Below are 15,370 nucleotides of genomic sequence, written 5' to 3' on the forward strand. Positions count from 1 at the left end.
GGCTACTCGACGCGGCGCAGCGCGTCCGCGGGCCGCAGCCGCGACGCCCGCCAGCCACCGAACGCACCCGCGGTCAGACCGCCGGCCACCGCGAGCCCGACGGCGAGCACGATGGTCGTCACGCTGACCGGCGCGGTGAGCGCGACCTCGAGGGTCCTGGCGGCCTGCCGCCCGGGACCGCCACCGAAGCCGCCCCCGCCGCCCGGACCGCCACCGAAGCCGCCCCCGCCGCCCGGACCGCCGCCGGTGCCGCCGAGCTGCGCCTGCAGCGAAGGGCTGATCGCGGTGACGGCGTACGCGCCCGCGAGGCCCAGCGCGATACCGAGGGCACCGCCGACCAGGCCGTTGACCATGGCCTCCCCGATCACCTGCCGGGTCACCCGGCCCGACTTCCAGCCCAGCGCCTTGAGCGTGCCGAACTCACGCACCCGCCGGGACACCGCCGAGGAGGTGAGCAGACCGGCGACCAGGAACGCGGCCACCAGCACCGCGATGGACAGCCACTTGCCGACGTTGGTGGCCAGGCTGGAGGCGGTGGACAGCGACCCCGAGACGGTCTTGGCGAGGTCCGCGGAGGTGGTGACGGTCGTACCGGAGACGTTCTTCTGGATGGCGCCCTTGACGGAGTCGATCTTCTGGGAGTCGGTCGCCTTGACGTAGATCGTGGTGACCTTGTTCTTCTCGCCCGCGAGGGTCTGCGCCTGCTCGAGCGGGATGTACAGGTTGGCCGCCGAGTCCCCGCTGCTGGCGGTGGCGATGCCGATCACCTTGAACTTGACGCTCTTGATGGTGACGGTGGAGCCGACTTCGTACTTCTTCTCCTTGGCGTAAGCCGAGTCGGCGACGGCCACCCTGGCGTTCGTCTCGGTCGTCCTGAAGCTACGGCCGCTGGTGATCTTCGAGGAGGTCAGCGGGCCGAGCGCGGTCTTGGTGACGTCGGTGCCGTAGACGCTGTACTGGTTGATGTCGAAGTCGGCGCCACCACCCCGCACCTCGCCCTGCGGCCGGCCGTAGCCCTGGCCGGGGCCGCCCTGCCGGCTGCCGCCGGAGTTCTGGTTCTGCTGGAACTGACCGCGGGTGAACTGGCCACTGACCTTCACCACGCGCAGGTTGAGCCCGCCGACGGCGGAGGCGACGTCCTTCTGACCGCCGACCTCGGTGACCGTGGACGACGCCAGGGTGGTGAAGCCCTGCACCATGACCCGGTCGCTGCTCTGCGACGTGGAGTCGTCGTTGTTCTGTGCGTCGAACCGGAAACGCGGCCGTTGCGCGTTGCCGGTGGACGCCGACGCCGCCTTGGTCACCGTCATGTCCGTGCCCAGGCCGTACAGCGACTGGAGGACCTTGTCCTGTGCCTCCCCCATGCCGTTCGACACGGAGTTGACCACGATGACAAGCGCGATGCCCAAGGCGAGTCCGGAGGCGACGACTAGGGCCGCCTTTCTGCGGCGGCGCAGTTCGCGCCTCAGGTAGGTGAAGAACATGGCCGCAAGGTAGGGACGGACCGTGATGGCTCGATAAGGCCGGCATAAGAGGAGCATGAGAAGGCTGTGGCCTGGCCCGGAGAGGCCCCGGAAAACACCGGGAAGGGCCGGAGAACACCGATGCCGCCCCTGGGGGCGGCATCGGAAGGATGTGGGTCGGGTGAGCGTCAGACGGCGGAGCCGGCCTTCCACTGCGCCCAGTCCATGTTCCAGCCGTTGAGGCCGTTGTCGGGGGCGACGGTCTTGTCGCCGGTGTTCTGCACGACGACCACGTCACCGAGGATCGAGTGGTTGTACATCCACGCGGCCGGTGTGTTCGGGTCGTTCGCGCCCTTGGTGTCCGACAGGCCCACGCAGCCGTGGCTGGTGTTGACGCTGCCGAAGATGGACTTCGCGCCCCAGTAGTTGCCGTGCAGGAAGGTGCCGGAGCTGGTGAGACGGATGGCGTGCGGCACGTCCTTGATGTCGTACTCGCCCTTGCCGTCGTCGTCCGTGAAGCCCACGGTCGCGCCGTTCATACGGGTCTGCTTGAACTTCTCCGACATCACCATGACGCCCTCGTACGTCTTGTTCTCGGGCGAACCGGCGGAGATCGGGATGGTCTTGACGGTCTTGCCGTCCTGAGTGACCTTCATCTGCTTGGTCTTGGCGTCGACGTAGGAGACCTGGTTGCGGCCGATGTGGAAGGTGACCGTCTTCTGCTGGACGCCGGTGACACCGGAGGCGCCCTCGACACCGTCGAGCGCGAGCTTCAGCGTGACGGTGGAGTTCTCCTTCCAGTAGTCCTGCGGGCGGCAGTCCATGCGGTTGGCGCCGAACCAGTGGCAGGCGACCTCCTGGCCGCTGCTGGAGGAGACCGTGATGCCCTTCTGGACGGCGGCCTTGTTGGTGATCGCCTTGTCGAAGTTGATCGACACGGGCATGCCGACGCCGACCGTGGAGCCGTCCTCCGGCGTGAAGTTGGCTATGAAGCTGTTGGCCGGGGAGACCGTGGTGAACGAGGCGTTCTCGTGGGCGACGCGGCCCTCGGAGTCCTTCGCGGCCGCGGCGACCTTGTAGGTGGTGGAGCGCTCCAGTTGGACGCTGGGCTTCCAGCTCTTCTTGTCGGCAGCCAGTTGGCCCGAGACGGCCTTGCCGTCGGCGGTCGTCATGGTCACCTCGGTGAGCGTGCCCTTGGCGACCTGGACGGCGGCGGACTTGTTGATGGACGCGTTGTCCGAGCCGTCCTTGGGCGTGATCGTGATCTGGGCCTCGGAGGACTTCTTGGCCGCCGCCTCGTCGGCCTGGGCCTGCGAACTGTCGCCGCTGCCGCTGCCGGAGGACTTGTCGTCGCCACCGGAACACGCCGAGAGCACCAGTACACCGCCGAGCAGTGCGGACGCGGCCATCAGGCCCTTGCGCCGCTTACTGTCCGTCATCACACGCTTCTCCATGATTGCCGAATCCCCAAAAACCCCGAGTCCCCCGCCTGCGAATCTTCAACGCTACGACCGGTGCGCTCCGTTCCGCATTCCTGGCGGGTGTGGGCCACACCACGTCCGCGGGGCGGGTGGTGCGGGAGTCGGTCGTGCGCCCCCTGAGACGACGAAACCCCGGCCGGCGGTTGCCGTCCGAGGTCACGTGCTCCCCCGATGCCCAGCCGATTCCGCTGCTTCAGGCCTCGTCGCCTTCGTCTTCTTCCTCGACATCATCCTCGTCGAGGTCCCAGTCCGGCGAATCGGGGTCGTAATCGATCCGCTCGGTGGACCAGGAAGCCTGCTGGAGCTCCACCCCGGGCACCTCACTGACCAGGTCGAACGGATCGACCAGATAGGCCAGGGCCTCCGCGGTGTCTTCCGTCACAGCGCCCTCGGTCTGCGCCCGCTCCCCGTCCGGCAGCTCCGGCTCCTGCGCGAGCCGGCGCAGCGCGGTCCTGGTGACCGCCTCGTCGTCCTCCACCTCGAGGACCAGTTCCACCCGAAGCCGTACAAAACGTGATGTCTCTTCAGCGCTCATCCCCGGAGACTACGGCGGAAACCTCCCGTGACTTTCCCGTGACCCGCGATTTTCACTAACATCGCCCCACACGGCCAATTCGCCAGCGTCACAAGGGGATCGATATTCCGTGTCATCCGTTCGCCGCCCGCTGCTGACCGCCACCGCCGCGGGCACCCTCCTGGGCGCCCTGTGGTTCGTCCCGTCCGCGAACGCGTCGCAGGACACCCCGGCGAGAGCGGAGACCTCGGCGACGCAGGTCACGCAGGCGAAGGCGGTGACCGAGGCGGAGGCGGAGACGGAGACCACGTCGGCCGCGGCGGACGACGCCCGGCTCGCCGACACCGGAAGCCCCGACACCACGCCGTACGTCATCGGCGGCACCTTCTGCCTCGCCGTGGGCGCCGGTTTCGTGGTGTATTCGGTGCGCCGGGAACGCCTCGACTTTTAATGGACTTGACGTTTCTTTGACCCGTCTCTCATAGTCCGCTCATGAAGAGATCATCGGGCGTGCGACTGTGCGCCGCCGCCACTGTGAGCGCGCTGTCGTTCGCCCTTGTCACGGGCTGTTCCGACGGGGGATCCGGCGATTCGGGGAACGGCGGGGGCGGCAAGGGCGGGAAGCCGGCCGCGAAGGCGCTGAGCGCCGCCGAGTTGCAGAAGCTGATCATCGCCAGGGGCGAGGTGCCCGGATTCAAGGTCGGGGCCGTCCGGGGCGGCATCCCCGCCGACAGCGCGGTCACGACGGACGACGCGAAGTGCGACCCGCTGCTCGATGTCCTGACCGGCGTCGCACCGGGCGATCCCGCGACGAACACCAGCCGCATGGCCACGGAGGACAAGAAGGACCCCACGGACGACGCGACGTCCCTCGACGACCTGGCCGACGGCAAGTTCGAGGACGCCCTCAAGGCCTCCATGGACTCGGACGTCACCGTGGTCACCCTGTCCTCGTACGACGGGGACGGCGCCGAGCAGGCCCTGCGGTCGGTCTCCGACGCGGTGAAGGCGTGCGCGGGCGGCTTCAAGGGCGACCAGGACGGCGAGAAGGGGAAGTTCACCAAGGTCGCCGAGGAGAAAACCCCGCCCACGGGTGACCAGTCGCTGGCCTTCACCGCGACCAACAACACGCCGGACGGGACCGTTCCGCTCCACGGCGAGGTCGTGCGGCACGGCAACACCGTCGCGACGTACAGCACCATCAACATCGGCGCCGCGATGACCAAGAAGCCCTACACGGTGTCGGCCGCCGTGATCAAGGCCCAGACGGCCAAGCTGAAGTCGCACGGCGGGTGAAAGGGGCCCTGCCCGAGGGCGGGGCCCCTTGGCCCGTGTCCGGCCCTACCGCAGCGGTCCGGTCACCGTCTCCACGGCGGCCACCAGCCCGCCGCTGCGCACGAACGTCTCGGCGGCGGCCAGGTCGGGGGCCAGGAACCGGTCCGGTCCCGGACCCCGCACGCCCGCGCCCCGTACCGCGTCGACGACCGCCTGCGAGGCGGGTGCCGGGGCGAGCCCCTCGCGCAGCTCTATGGCACGCGTCGCGGCGTACAGCTCGACGGCGATGATCCGGGCCAGGTTGCCGACGGCGGTGCGCAGCTTGCGCGCGGCCGACCAGCCCATCGACACGTGGTCCTCCTGCATGGCGGAGGACGGGATGGAGTCGGCGGACGCCGGCACGGCCAGCCGCTTCATCTCGCTCACCAGCGCGGCCTGCGTGTACTGGGCGATCATCAGTCCGGAGTCCACGCCGGCGTCGTCCGCGAGGAACGGCGGCAGGCCGTGGCTGCGGTTCTTGTCGAGCAGCCGGTCGGTGCGGCGCTCGGCGATGGAGCCGAGGTCGGCGGCGGCGATGGCGAGGAAGTCCAGGACGTAGGCGACGGGGGCGCCGTGGAAGTTGCCGTTGGACTCCACCCGTCCGTCCGGCAACACCACCGGGTTGTCCACGGCCGAGGCGAGCTCGCGCTCGGCGACCAGCCGGGCGTGCGCCAGGGTGTCGCGTCCGGCGCCGGCGACCTGCGGCGCGCAGCGCACGGAGTAGGCGTCCTGGACGCGGGGTGCGTCGTCCTGGTGGTGGCCGGTGAGCTGGGAGCCCTTGAGCACGGCCGCCATGTTGGCGGCGGAGGCGCCCTGACCCGGGTGCGGGCGGATCGCGTGCAGTTCCGGCGCGAGCACCTTGTCCGTGCCGAGCAGCGCCTCCAGGCTGAGGGCGGCGGTGACGTCGGCGGACTTGTAGAGCAGGTCGAGGTCGGCGAGGGCCATGACCAGCATGCCGAGCATGCCGTCGGTGCCGTTGAGGAGGGCCAGGCCTTCCTTCTCGCGCAGCTCGACCGGCGCGATGCCGTGCTCGGCGAGCAGTTCACCGGCGGGGCGGACCGTCCCGTCGGGGCCCTCGGCGTCGCCCTCGCCCATCAGGGTGAGGGCGCAGTGGGACAGCGGGGCGAGGTCGCCGGAGCAGCCGAGCGAGCCGTACTCGTGCACGACCGGGGTGATTCCGGCGTTGAGGACGTCGGCCATGGTCTGGGCGATCTCGGGCCGGACACCGGTGTGTCCCGAGCAGACGGTCTTGAGACGCAGGAACATCAGGGCCCGGACGACCTCCCGCTCGACCCTCGGTCCCATGCCGGCGGCGTGCGAGCGGACGATGTTGCGCTGCAGCTGGGTGCGCAGGTCCTGGCTGATGTGCCGGGTCGCCAGGGCACCGAAGCCGGTGCTCACCCCGTAGACCGGCTCCGGCTTGGCCGCCAGGGCGTCCACGACCCCCCGGGCCGCCGCGAGGGCCGTCACCGCCTCCTGCGACAGCTCGACACGGGCGCCGCCGCGCGCCACGGCGAGAACGTCGGACGCGGTGACACCCGTCGTCCCCACCACCACAGTGTGCATATCCATATTCAGGAGCGTACGCATTGAATGTGAGGATGTCACTAGTGGGGTGCGGGTGCGACCCTTACCTCATCGGACACATCGGCGGTCACGGGCGGCGACCGCGGAACCGGCGGCGCTCGGCCCGCTCGGGCGAAGGCTCGTCGGCGAGGCGGACCACCGGATCGTCGGGGCCCTGCCGCCCGGCGACCACCGGCCGGCGCGCACCCAGCGCCTTCGCACGGTACTGCGCCGCGTCGGCCAGCCGGAACAGCCGGCGGGCGGAACGCACCTCACCGATCGGGTCCGCGGTGGACGCGACCCCGCAGGCCACGCCCTCACCCAGGTCCAGCTCCGCGGCGCGGCGGCACAGTTCGTCCGCCGCCCCGACCACGGCGTCGGCCGGCGGCCCCACCGCGAGCAGACAGAACTCGTCCCCGCCCAGGCGGGCGGCGAGGGCACCGGGCAGCGTCGCCCCGCACAGCGAGAGCACGGAACCGAAGCGTTCCAGCAGCCGGTCCCCCACGGCATGGCCCTGGGTGTCGTTGACCCGTTTGAGCCCGTTGAGGTCGCACACGGCCAGACTGACCACGACGCCCTCCCGCCGGTGCCGCTCGACGGCCTCCTCCAGGCGTACGTCGACGGCGCGGCGGTTGGCCAGCCCGGTCAGCGGGTCGGTGAACGCCAGCCGGCGGGCCTCCTGGAGCCGCTCGGTCTGCGCGAGCCCCGCGGCCACCACCGCCGCCAGCACGGTCGCGAAGTCCGCGTCGCCCCGGCCGAAGACGGGGACGCCGGCCGCGCGGGCGACGTACAGCTCACCCCAGGCCCTGCCGTACAGCAGGACCGGTGCGACCACGCAGCAGCCGCGCCCACGGCGGCGCAGGGCGGCGACGCGCTGATGGAAGTAGCCGGGGCGCCCGGCGGCGGGGCCCTCCGAGGTCTCCACCCAGGCGTTGGGTCCCCGGCCGCCCGCCCACCGCTCGTGCAGGAACTCGGTGATCTCCGGGAACTGGTGCACGGGATAGGCCTCCCGGTCCGGGAACTCCTCCTCGTCCGGGGTCCGCTCCCCCACGTTCACCAGGACCCGCAGCTGCCCCCGGTCCCGCTCCCACACGGACAGCGCGGCGAAGCTCCCGTCCAGCGCCCGGCACGCGCCGAGCGCGGCGGCCCGCCAGGACTCGCGGGGCGTGCGCGCCGCGGCCATGCCCTGTGCCAGTGCGACCACGGCGGCGAGCCGCTTGTCCTCACCCATCACCCCAGGTTAGGTACGTTTCCCAGGAAGGTCCGGAAAAATGTGGCAATACGGTGCCAAACGGGTCTGCGGTGCGAACGCGGCCCGTTCACTCCCCGGGCCACTGGGGCTTCCGCTTCTCGTTGAACGCGGCCACCCCCTCCGCCCGGTCCCCCGAGAACGCCACCGCCCGCCAGGCGGCGTCCTCGACCTCCAGCCCGGCTCGCAGGCCCAGCCCCTGCCCCAGCCGCAGCGCCCGCTTCGCCGCCCGCAGACCGACCGGCGAGTTCCCGGCGATCCGGGCGGCCAGCGACAGGGCCTCGTCCCGGTCCCGCCCGGCCTCCACCAGCTGGTCCACCAGTCCCAGCTCGAGCGCCTCGGCCGCCTTCACCCGCCGCGCGGTGAAGATCAGCTCCGCCGCCCGCGCCGCCCCCACGCGCCGCGGCAGCAGCTGCGTACCGCCGCCGCCCGGGATCACCCCCACGGACACCTCGGGCAGCCCCAGCACGGCCGTACCGTCGGCCACGATCAGATCGCAGGACAGCGCCAGCTCGAAGCCGCCGCCCAGCGCGAACCCGTGCACCGCGGCGATGGTCGGCATCGGCAGTTCCAGCACCCCCGTGTAGGCGCCCCGGGCCACCGGCCGCTGGCGTACCAGATCGGCGTCGCTGAAGGAGTTGCGCTCCTTCAGATCGGCCCCGACGCAGAACGCCCGCTCGTGCGAGGACGTCACCACGACCACGCGCGCGTCCCGGTCGGCGGCGAGCGAGGCACACGCGCCCGCGACGGACCGGGCCATGTCGGTCGAGACGGCGTTCATGGCCTTGGGCCGGTCCAGCACGAGCTCCGCGACGTGCCCGTGCCGCCGCACCAGCACGAACTCCCCGAACCGCTCCTCGCTCATGACACCCTCCGGTTAACGCGGGTTAACTCCCTGACGTCCTGATCATCGCAGCCCGGCCCGGCCGGGGAAAGAGGCGGCCCGCTCCCCCGTTCGAGTGACATCCCTCCCGAGTCCGGCGCAACCGCCCATCGGAGCGCATAGCGTGCGCTGCTCGGGGTATCGGGGCACGCGGCGGGGAGGGAGCGCGATGACAGACACGGACATACACACGAATACGGTCCCGGCCCGGAACTCCGCACCGGTGTTCCGGCGCGGCCGCCACCGCAAGCCCCGCCCGCGCAGGGCCCTGATCGCCGCCGGAGGCCTGGCCCTGGCCGCCGGCGCCCTGAGTCTCGTACGGATGGCACCGGACCCGAGCATCGGCGTTCCGCACACCGCGGAGGCCGAACCCCGGACCGACACCGGCACCGGCACCGAGGACCGGTCCGGCACCGCCGGCGCCGTACCGACGGACCTGCCCTCGGCGACCTCCACGACGGGCGGGACGAGCGTGCGCCCCACCCCGGCCGCCGCCTCCTCGCCCATGGCGCTCCCGGGCTCCGCCGACGCCGTACCGACGGCACTCCCGGCGAGGGTCCCGACGACCATCCCCACGAAGGCCGATGCCCCTCCGCCCCCGGCGGCCACGCCGAGGCCGTCCGCGACGCACACCGCCACCACCCCGCACCACTCCCCCGCACCGGCACCGAGCCGGAGCACGGTCGGTCCGACGCCGACCCGGAGCCAGCCGGGGGGCGTGTGCCTGCCCGTCCTGGGGCTGTGCGTGGACCGGGCCGTGAGATAGGCCCTGTCGTTTGGATCATCCCGGCGTCGCACGCACATCTGCGGCGTTGTCGTCGGTTGCCAACTCCCCCACTCTCGACTTCGCTCGAGCGGGGGGACCCCCATCGCGTTGGCGCCCTCCTCCGCCTTGCAGCTGCACGCTCCCCCACGCTCGAACAGCCTCGCGCGGGGGCACCCCCATCGCCCCCGCTCGGGTCGGCCAGAAGGCGCCGATACCTCCAGCCGGCCTGATCCGAACGACAGAGCCTAGGAATCGCCGTCCCGCCGGGTGAGCAGCCACGGTTCGACGACGCCGAGGCCGCGTACCGGGCGCTGCCACATCGGCTGGAGCGCGAAGCGGTACGTCGGCGGTTCCTCGCCCTCCTTCTCCGCGGCGGCCGCGGCCTCGGCCGCCTCCGCCTCCGACGCGGGCGCCTCACCGGTGCGGATGATCTCCTCCGCGAAGGCGCTGTCGACGAGCACGGAGTCGCGGGGCGCTATCGACGTCAGCCGGGAGGCGAGGTTCACCGTCGTCCCGAAGACGTCGCCCATACGCGTGGTCACCGTGCCGAACGCCATGCCGACACGCAGTTCGGGCATCGTCTCGTCGTTCGCCATCGTCTCCACCAGGCGCAGCGCGATGTCGGCGGCCGTGCCGGCGTCGTCGGCGGCGTACAGCACCTCGTCACCGAGGGTCTTGATGAGCCGGCCGCCGCGTGCGGCCACCAGGTCGGCGGCGGTCGTCTCGAAGGCCTCGACCAGTTCGCCGAGCTCCTCCTCCTCCATCCGGCGGGTCAGCCGGGTGAAGCCGACGAGATCGGCGAAGCCGACGGCCAGCCTGCGGTCGACCATCTCCTCGTCGTCCGCGGCCTGCACGACCCGGCCGGCCGATGCGGCGAGCTGGCGGCGCCAGACGTAGACGAGGAACTCCTCCAGCTCGGGCAGGAGCAGTTCGACGATCGGGTACGTCACCTCGGTGCGGGTCATGCCCGGTTCGGGCGGCTCGGTCAGCCCCTCCAGGAAGGAATCGATCTGCCATTCGGCCAACCGGGCGGTGGTCTGCCCGGTGGAACGCGCCACCTGCACGGCCATCGCCTCGCTCAGCAGCCCCGCCTCGACCAGACCGGCCAGGCGCCGCAGGGCCAGTACGTCGGCCTCCGTCAGCGCCTTGGCCTGCCCGATGTCGGCGAAGCCCATGGCCCGCCAGAAGCGGGAGGCCAGTTCCATGGAGACGCCGGCGCTGCGGGCCGCCTGGAAAGGGGTGTAGCGCCGCTCGGCGCCCAGGATGAGGTGCTCGAGGCGCAGGGCGAGCGGGTTGTCCTCGCCGGAGTCGGCGGCGTCGGGGTCCACCCGGCCGTCCGCCTCCGCGCCGGAGCCCGTGTCGTCGACGGTCACGCCTGCTGCCCTTCCGATCTGCCACGGTCAGTTATCGACCGGCCTTCACTCTACGGCAGGTGTGCGCCAGCTCACTCCGTTGGGTTTGGCGGGGGTTCAGTGACCGGTGGCGGTGAGGTGATGGCCTGCTGACCTTGCCGTCGGCTGGGGGCCGCCGCCCCCAGGCCCCCGCTTTCGGCCTGGACGGCCTCGTGCTCAATCGCCGGACGGGCCGGAACACGCTCACCCGGCGCTCAAGCCTCAGGCCGGCCTGAGGTGCACGATGTCCCCCGCCCCCACCGGCTCCCGTACCCCTTCCTCCGTCGCCAGCACCAGCCGTCCGTCCCCGTCGATCGCCACCGCCTCGCCGACGACCGACCGGTCCCCCGGCAGCTCGGCCCGTACGTGCCGCCCGAGGGTGGCGCAGCCCGCCGCGTAGGCCTCCTGCAGCCCGCTCGCCGTCGGATCGCCCCCGGCCCGCCGCCACCGCCCGTACCAGTCCTCCAGCGACCGCAGCACCGCCCGCAGCAGCGGGTCGCGGTCCGTGGTGACGGCCCCGGCGAGCGCCAGCGAACCGGCCTGGGGGACCGGCAGTTCCTCGGCGCGCAGGGAGACGTTGACGCCGACGCCCATGACGACCCCGTCGGGCCCGGCCCGCTCGGCGAGGATTCCGCCGGCCTTGCGTTCCTCGCCGCCCACGGTGATCAGCAGGTCGTTGGGCCACTTGAGGGCCGTGTCGACGCCCGCCGCCCGCGACAGGCCGGTGGCCACGGCGACCCCGGTCAGCAGGGGCAGCCAGCCCCAGCGGGCCACGGGTACCTCGGCGGGGCGCAGCAGGACGGAGAAGAACAGGCCGGAGCGGGCGGGGGCCGTCCACTGGCGCTCCAGGCGGCCGCGGCCGGAGGTCTGCTCCTCGGCGACGAGCACGGCGCCCTCGGCGGCCTCACCCTGGTCCGCCCGGGCCACCAGGTCGCTGTTGGTGGATCCGGTGCGCTGCACCACGTCCAGCGTGGTCCACAGACCACCCTCCCGCACCAGCGCCCGCCGCAGTGCCGCGGCGTTCAGGGGCGGGCGGTCCAGATCGGACCAACGGCTGTCTGCTGCATCTCGAGGCGTCATGCAAGCCACCCTAGGTGTGGCATACACCGCACTGCCGACGGGCGGGCCCACCACTACGCTTCGGATGAGTAATCGTCCCCACTTTTGAGCAGGCAGGGAGCCGCATCCCGATGTCCGAGCCGGAAGAGCGTCAAGAGATCCAAGGGATCGACATCCACACGACCGCGGGCAAGCTCGCGGATCTCCAGCGCCGTATCGAGGAAGCGACACACGCCGGCTCCGCACGCGCCGTCGAGAAGCAGCATGCGAAGGGCAAGCTGACGGCCCGTGAGCGGATCGAACTGCTGCTCGACGAGGGCTCCTTCGTCGAGCTGGACGAGTTCGCCCGGCACCGGTCCACCAACTTCGGGCTGGACAAGAACCGGCCCTACGGGGACGGGGTGGTGACGGGGTACGGGACCGTCGACGGGCGGCCCGTCGCCGTGTTCTCCCAGGACTTCACCGTCTTCGGCGGGGCGCTGGGCGAGGTGTACGGGCAGAAGATCGTCAAGGTGATGGACTTCGCGCTGAAGACCGGGTGCCCGGTCATCGGCATCAACGACTCCGGTGGCGCGCGGATCCAGGAGGGTGTGGCCTCGCTGGGCGCGTACGGGGAGATCTTCCGGCGCAACACCCATGCCAGCGGTGTCATCCCGCAGATCTCACTGGTCGTCGGCCCCTGCGCGGGCGGTGCCGTGTACTCGCCCGCGATCACCGACTTCACCGTCATGGTCGACCAGACCTCGCACATGTTCATCACCGGCCCGGACGTCATCAAGACCGTCACCGGTGAGGACGTCGGCTTCGAGGAGCTGGGCGGCGCCCGGACCCACAACACGGCCTCCGGGGTAGCCCACCACATGGCGGGCGACGAGAAGGACGCCATCGAGTACGTCAAGCAGCTGCTGTCGTACCTGCCGTCCAACAACCTCAGCGAGGCCCCGGTGTTCCCGGAGGAGGCGGACCTCACCGTCACCGACGAGGACCGCGAGCTGGACACGCTGGTGCCGGACAGCGCCAACCAGCCGTACGACATGCACACGGTGATCGAGCACATCCTCGACGACGCCGAGTTCTTCGAGACGCAGCCGCTGTACGCGCCGAACATCCTCACCGGCTTCGGACGGGTCGAGGGCCACCCGGTGGGCATCGTCGCCAACCAGCCGCTGCAGTTCGCGGGCTGCCTCGACATCACCGCGAGCGAGAAGGCGGCCCGGTTCGTGCGGACCTGCGACGCCTTCAACGTCCCGGTCGTCACCTTCGTCGACGTGCCGGGCTTCCTGCCGGGCGTCGACCAGGAGCACGACGGCATCATCCGGCGCGGCGCCAAGCTGATCTACGCGTACGCCGAGGCCACCGTCCCGCTGATCACGGTGATCACCCGCAAGGCCTTCGGCGGGGCGTACGACGTCATGGGCTCCAAGCACCTGGGCGCGGACCTCAACCTGGCCTGGCCCACCGCGCAGATCGCCGTGATGGGCGCGCAGGGCGCGGTCAACATCCTGCACCGCCGCACCATCGCCGAGGCGGAGGCCGCCGGGGAGGCGGACGCCACCCGGGCGCGGCTCATCCAGGAGTACGAGGACGCCCTGCTCAACCCGTACGTCGCGGCCGAGCGCGGCTACATCGACGCGGTGATCATGCCGTCCGACACGCGCGGTCACGTGGTGCGGGGCCTGCGTCAGCTGCGCACCAAGCGGGAATCCCTCCCTCCGAAGAAGCACGGCAACATTCCGCTGTAAGGAGCCGTTGTGACGATCAGAGTCGTACGGGGCAACCCGACCCCCGAGGAGCTGGCCGCCGCCCTGGCGGTGGTCCGCGCCCGCGCCGCGGCGGTGGCGGACACGCCGTCCGGCGCGGACGCTCCGCGGGACTCCTGGGCGAACCCGGCCCGTATCGCCGCCCACCGCCTGCCCCAGCCGGGCCCGACGGCGTGGGCCCGCACCTACTGGCCCGGCTAGACCCGACCGGCACAGCCCGGGCTGCCACGGGGCCCGGGCTGTGCCGGAGCCCGGGCCGTGCCGGTCGCCCGTGGGGCGGCCGGCGTATGCACAGCTCAGCGCGGTGCGACAAGTTGAGTACGCGTACTCAGGCGCCGCCCCGGGGCCTCGCCGGACCATGGAGGGATGCTGTGGTCCGACCCTGAGAACGAGCCGCCGAAAGAACTGCGCGACATGCAGGAGATGCTGCGGCGGCTCGGCCTCCTCATGGCGCTGGCCATGGTTCTGGCGATGGTCGTGATCGGGCTGAGGTGAGGACGCCGCACCGGCCTCGCTAACCTGACCGCATGACTGCCAAGCCGCGCAGGCGACTCGTGCTCGCCTCCCAGTCCCCCGCCCGGCTCGGTCTGCTCCGGCAGGCCGGGATCGAGCCCGAGGTGATCGTGAGCGGGGTCGACGAGGACGCCGTCACCGCACCCACCCCCGCCGAGCTGGCGCTGGCCCTGGCCGAGGCGAAGGCCTCCGTGGTGGCCGCCCGGCCGGAGGTGCAGGGCGCCCTGGTGATCGGCTGCGACTCGGTGCTGGAGCTGGACGGGCAGGCGCTGGGCAAGCCGGCGGACGCCGAGGAGGCCACCGCCCGCTGGAAGGCGATGCGCGGACGGGCCGGGATCCTCCAGACGGGGCACTGCGTGTGGGACACGGAGGGCAAGCGGTACGTGTCCGCGACCGCCTCCACCGTGGTCCGTTTCGGGGAACCCACCGACGAGGAGATCGCCGCCTACGTCGCCTCGGGCGAGCCCCTCCACGTCGCCGGCGCGTTCACCCTCGACGGCCGCTCGGCACCGTTCGTCGAGGGCATCGACGGCGACCACGGCAACGTGATCGGGATCAGCCTGCCCCTGGTCCGGCGGCTGCTCGGGGAACTGGGCGTCGGGATCACGGAGTTGTGGGCGCCGGCGGAGTGACCGGGACGGGCGGCACGTCGTCCTGCGGCTCGGGGTCCGGGGCCGGGGCGCCGGGGCCGCCGCCGGGCGTGCCCCCGGCCGCCGCGGCGGGGCCCTCCTGACGGTCGTACGTCATCAGGAGCAGCACGATCAGCGCGAGCACCACCACCATGAAGGTGAACGCCTTCCAGCCCACCAGCCCCACGGCGAACGCGCCCAGCAGCCCGTGCACCACCGCCACGCTGATGAGCAGGACGCGGCCCGAACCGGCCGGTGCGCGGTCGCGGACGGCCACCAGCAGGGCGACCAGGGCGCACAGCGCGAAGTAGAGACCGAAGAGCACTCCGCCGATCTTCGAGGAGAGTGCCATCTTGTCCGCGTCGAGGCCGGCCAGGGACATGTTCTGGTGGTCGACGACCACTCCGAGGAACCAGTTCAGTGCCGCGACACCGAACGCCTCGGCGAAGAGTATGACCGCCACGATCCACGCCACCGGTCTGCGCACCACCGGCTCCACCCACTTTCGACCGCGGCCCGACCGGAGCCGCGTTGCCTGCAGTACGTCCGAGAACATCCTGAACGCTACTAACGGGTAAACCACGGGACAAGGGTCCGGTCGGAAGCAAAGGGTCGTTGGGCCATTCGTAGGGACTCGACAAAGAAACCGAGTGGGGCGCGGCACGCTCTCACAGAGACCTTGACCACATGACGGGACTAGGGTTGCCCGGTGGAGTCCTGCGCACCTGGGTGCGACATGGGCTTTCGCGGGTCGAGCGAGCCTCGAATCACGCTCCGTGTGG

16 protein-coding genes are annotated in these 15,370 nt (G+C 71.5%); 7 read left to right on the forward strand and 9 right to left on the reverse strand.

What is annotated here, in order from left to right; translation table 11 throughout:
* Positions 1 to 2 precede the first annotated feature (2 nt).
* The 3 genes from ACWC21_RS21700 to ACWC21_RS21710 form a co-directional block, all read right to left on the reverse strand.
* The gene (locus ACWC21_RS21700; protein WP_450884193.1) at positions 3 to 1,484 is read right to left on the reverse strand and encodes an ABC transporter permease; all 1,482 of its coding nucleotides are present in this window, start codon (positions 1,482 to 1,484) and stop codon (positions 3 to 5) included.
* Positions 1,485 to 1,651: 167 nt separating this feature from the next.
* The gene (locus tag ACWC21_RS21705; protein WP_450884195.1) at positions 1,652 to 2,902 is read right to left on the reverse strand and encodes a L,D-transpeptidase; all 1,251 of its coding nucleotides are present in this window, start codon (positions 2,900 to 2,902) and stop codon (positions 1,652 to 1,654) included.
* Positions 2,903 to 3,137: 235 nt separating this feature from the next.
* The gene (locus ACWC21_RS21710; protein WP_450884197.1) at positions 3,138 to 3,479 is read right to left on the reverse strand and encodes a hypothetical protein; all 342 of its coding nucleotides are present in this window, start codon (positions 3,477 to 3,479) and stop codon (positions 3,138 to 3,140) included.
* 109 nt (positions 3,480 to 3,588) lie between these two features.
* On the opposite strand from ACWC21_RS21710, the gene ACWC21_RS21715 reads away from it, so the two are divergent.
* Positions 3,589 to 3,909, forward strand: a complete 321-nt coding sequence (locus ACWC21_RS21715) for a hypothetical protein (RefSeq protein ID WP_450884198.1) — start codon at positions 3,589 to 3,591, stop codon at positions 3,907 to 3,909.
* 41 nt (positions 3,910 to 3,950) lie between these two features.
* Entirely contained in the window at positions 3,951 to 4,754 is an 804-nt protein-coding gene (locus ACWC21_RS21720) for a hypothetical protein (protein WP_450884200.1), read from the forward strand.
* A gap of 45 nt (positions 4,755 to 4,799) precedes the next feature.
* Here the strand turns inward: ACWC21_RS21720 and hutH are convergent, their stop codons facing one another.
* The 3 genes from hutH to ACWC21_RS21735 form a co-directional block, all read right to left on the reverse strand.
* A complete protein-coding gene (gene hutH / locus ACWC21_RS21725) occupies positions 4,800 to 6,338 on the reverse strand; it encodes a histidine ammonia-lyase (RefSeq protein WP_450884345.1) in 1,539 nt (512 codons plus the stop codon).
* Positions 6,339 to 6,426: 88 nt separating this feature from the next.
* Positions 6,427 to 7,569, reverse strand: a complete 1,143-nt coding sequence (locus ACWC21_RS21730; protein ID WP_450884202.1) for a diguanylate cyclase domain-containing protein — start codon at positions 7,567 to 7,569, stop codon at positions 6,427 to 6,429.
* Between the two features lie 88 nt (positions 7,570 to 7,657).
* Entirely contained in the window at positions 7,658 to 8,452 is a 795-nt protein-coding gene (locus tag ACWC21_RS21735) for an enoyl-CoA hydratase/isomerase family protein (RefSeq protein WP_450884204.1), read from the reverse strand.
* Positions 8,453 to 8,639: 187 nt separating this feature from the next.
* Here ACWC21_RS21735 and ACWC21_RS21740 point away from each other — a divergent pair, with 187 nt between their 5' ends.
* A complete protein-coding gene (locus ACWC21_RS21740; protein ID WP_450884206.1) occupies positions 8,640 to 9,236 on the forward strand; it encodes a hypothetical protein in 597 nt (198 codons plus the stop codon).
* Positions 9,237 to 9,481: 245 nt separating this feature from the next.
* Here ACWC21_RS21740 and ACWC21_RS21745 read toward each other — a convergent pair whose 3' ends face one another.
* Positions 9,482 to 10,609, reverse strand: coding sequence for an adenylate/guanylate cyclase domain-containing protein (locus tag ACWC21_RS21745; RefSeq protein WP_450884208.1), 1,128 nt, complete (start codon positions 10,607 to 10,609; stop codon positions 9,482 to 9,484).
* Between the two features lie 240 nt (positions 10,610 to 10,849).
* Positions 10,850 to 11,707: a biotin--[acetyl-CoA-carboxylase] ligase gene (locus ACWC21_RS21750; RefSeq protein WP_450884210.1), complete on the reverse strand. Its 858-nt coding sequence runs from the start codon at positions 11,705 to 11,707 to the stop codon at positions 10,850 to 10,852.
* Between the two features lie 110 nt (positions 11,708 to 11,817).
* Here ACWC21_RS21750 and ACWC21_RS21755 point away from each other — a divergent pair, with 110 nt between their 5' ends.
* The 4 genes from ACWC21_RS21755 (at position 11,818) to ACWC21_RS21770 (ending at position 14,591) form a co-directional block, all read left to right on the forward strand.
* The gene (locus ACWC21_RS21755; RefSeq protein ID WP_450884212.1) at positions 11,818 to 13,428 is read left to right on the forward strand and encodes an acyl-CoA carboxylase subunit beta; all 1,611 of its coding nucleotides are present in this window, start codon (positions 11,818 to 11,820) and stop codon (positions 13,426 to 13,428) included.
* 9 nt (positions 13,429 to 13,437) lie between these two features.
* Positions 13,438 to 13,647: an acyl-CoA carboxylase epsilon subunit gene (locus tag ACWC21_RS21760; protein ID WP_450884214.1), complete on the forward strand. Its 210-nt coding sequence runs from the start codon at positions 13,438 to 13,440 to the stop codon at positions 13,645 to 13,647.
* 165 nt (positions 13,648 to 13,812) lie between these two features.
* Positions 13,813 to 13,941: a morphogenic membrane protein MmpB gene (gene mmpB, locus ACWC21_RS21765; protein ID WP_450884216.1), complete on the forward strand. Its 129-nt coding sequence runs from the start codon at positions 13,813 to 13,815 to the stop codon at positions 13,939 to 13,941.
* A gap of 32 nt (positions 13,942 to 13,973) precedes the next feature.
* Positions 13,974 to 14,591, forward strand: coding sequence for a Maf family protein (locus ACWC21_RS21770; protein ID WP_450884218.1), 618 nt, complete (start codon positions 13,974 to 13,976; stop codon positions 14,589 to 14,591).
* Here the strand turns inward: ACWC21_RS21770 and ACWC21_RS21775 are convergent.
* Positions 14,563 to 15,078: a hypothetical protein gene (locus ACWC21_RS21775; RefSeq protein WP_450884220.1), complete on the reverse strand. Its 516-nt coding sequence runs from the start codon at positions 15,076 to 15,078 to the stop codon at positions 14,563 to 14,565. The two genes, ACWC21_RS21770 and ACWC21_RS21775, sit on opposite strands and share 29 nt — an antisense overlap.
* Positions 15,079 to 15,370 lie beyond the last annotated feature (292 nt).

Source organism: Streptomyces sp. NPDC001348, assembly GCF_053597535.1.

Coding starts and splice junctions, on each gene's coding strand:
- ACWC21_RS21700 (WP_450884193.1), bottom strand. CDS start 1,484: ATGTTCTTCACCTACCTGAGGCGCGAACTGCGCCGCCGCAGAAAGGCG.
- ACWC21_RS21705 (WP_450884195.1), bottom strand. CDS start 2,902: ATGACGGACAGTAAGCGGCGCAAGGGCCTGATGGCCGCGTCCGCACTG.
- ACWC21_RS21710 (WP_450884197.1), bottom strand. CDS start 3,479: ATGAGCGCTGAAGAGACATCACGTTTTGTACGGCTTCGGGTGGAACTG.
- ACWC21_RS21720 (WP_450884200.1), top strand. CDS start 3,951: ATGAAGAGATCATCGGGCGTGCGACTGTGCGCCGCCGCCACTGTGAGC.
- hutH (WP_450884345.1), bottom strand. CDS start 6,338: ATGCACACTGTGGTGGTGGGGACGACGGGTGTCACCGCGTCCGACGTT.
- ACWC21_RS21730 (WP_450884202.1), bottom strand. CDS start 7,569: ATGGGTGAGGACAAGCGGCTCGCCGCCGTGGTCGCACTGGCACAGGGC.
- ACWC21_RS21735 (WP_450884204.1), bottom strand. CDS start 8,452: ATGAGCGAGGAGCGGTTCGGGGAGTTCGTGCTGGTGCGGCGGCACGGG.
- ACWC21_RS21740 (WP_450884206.1), top strand. CDS start 8,640: ATGACAGACACGGACATACACACGAATACGGTCCCGGCCCGGAACTCC.
- ACWC21_RS21750 (WP_450884210.1), bottom strand. CDS start 11,707: ATGACGCCTCGAGATGCAGCAGACAGCCGTTGGTCCGATCTGGACCGC.
- ACWC21_RS21755 (WP_450884212.1), top strand. CDS start 11,818: ATGTCCGAGCCGGAAGAGCGTCAAGAGATCCAAGGGATCGACATCCAC.
- mmpB (WP_450884216.1), top strand. CDS start 13,813: ATGCTGTGGTCCGACCCTGAGAACGAGCCGCCGAAAGAACTGCGCGAC.
- ACWC21_RS21770 (WP_450884218.1), top strand. CDS start 13,974: ATGACTGCCAAGCCGCGCAGGCGACTCGTGCTCGCCTCCCAGTCCCCC.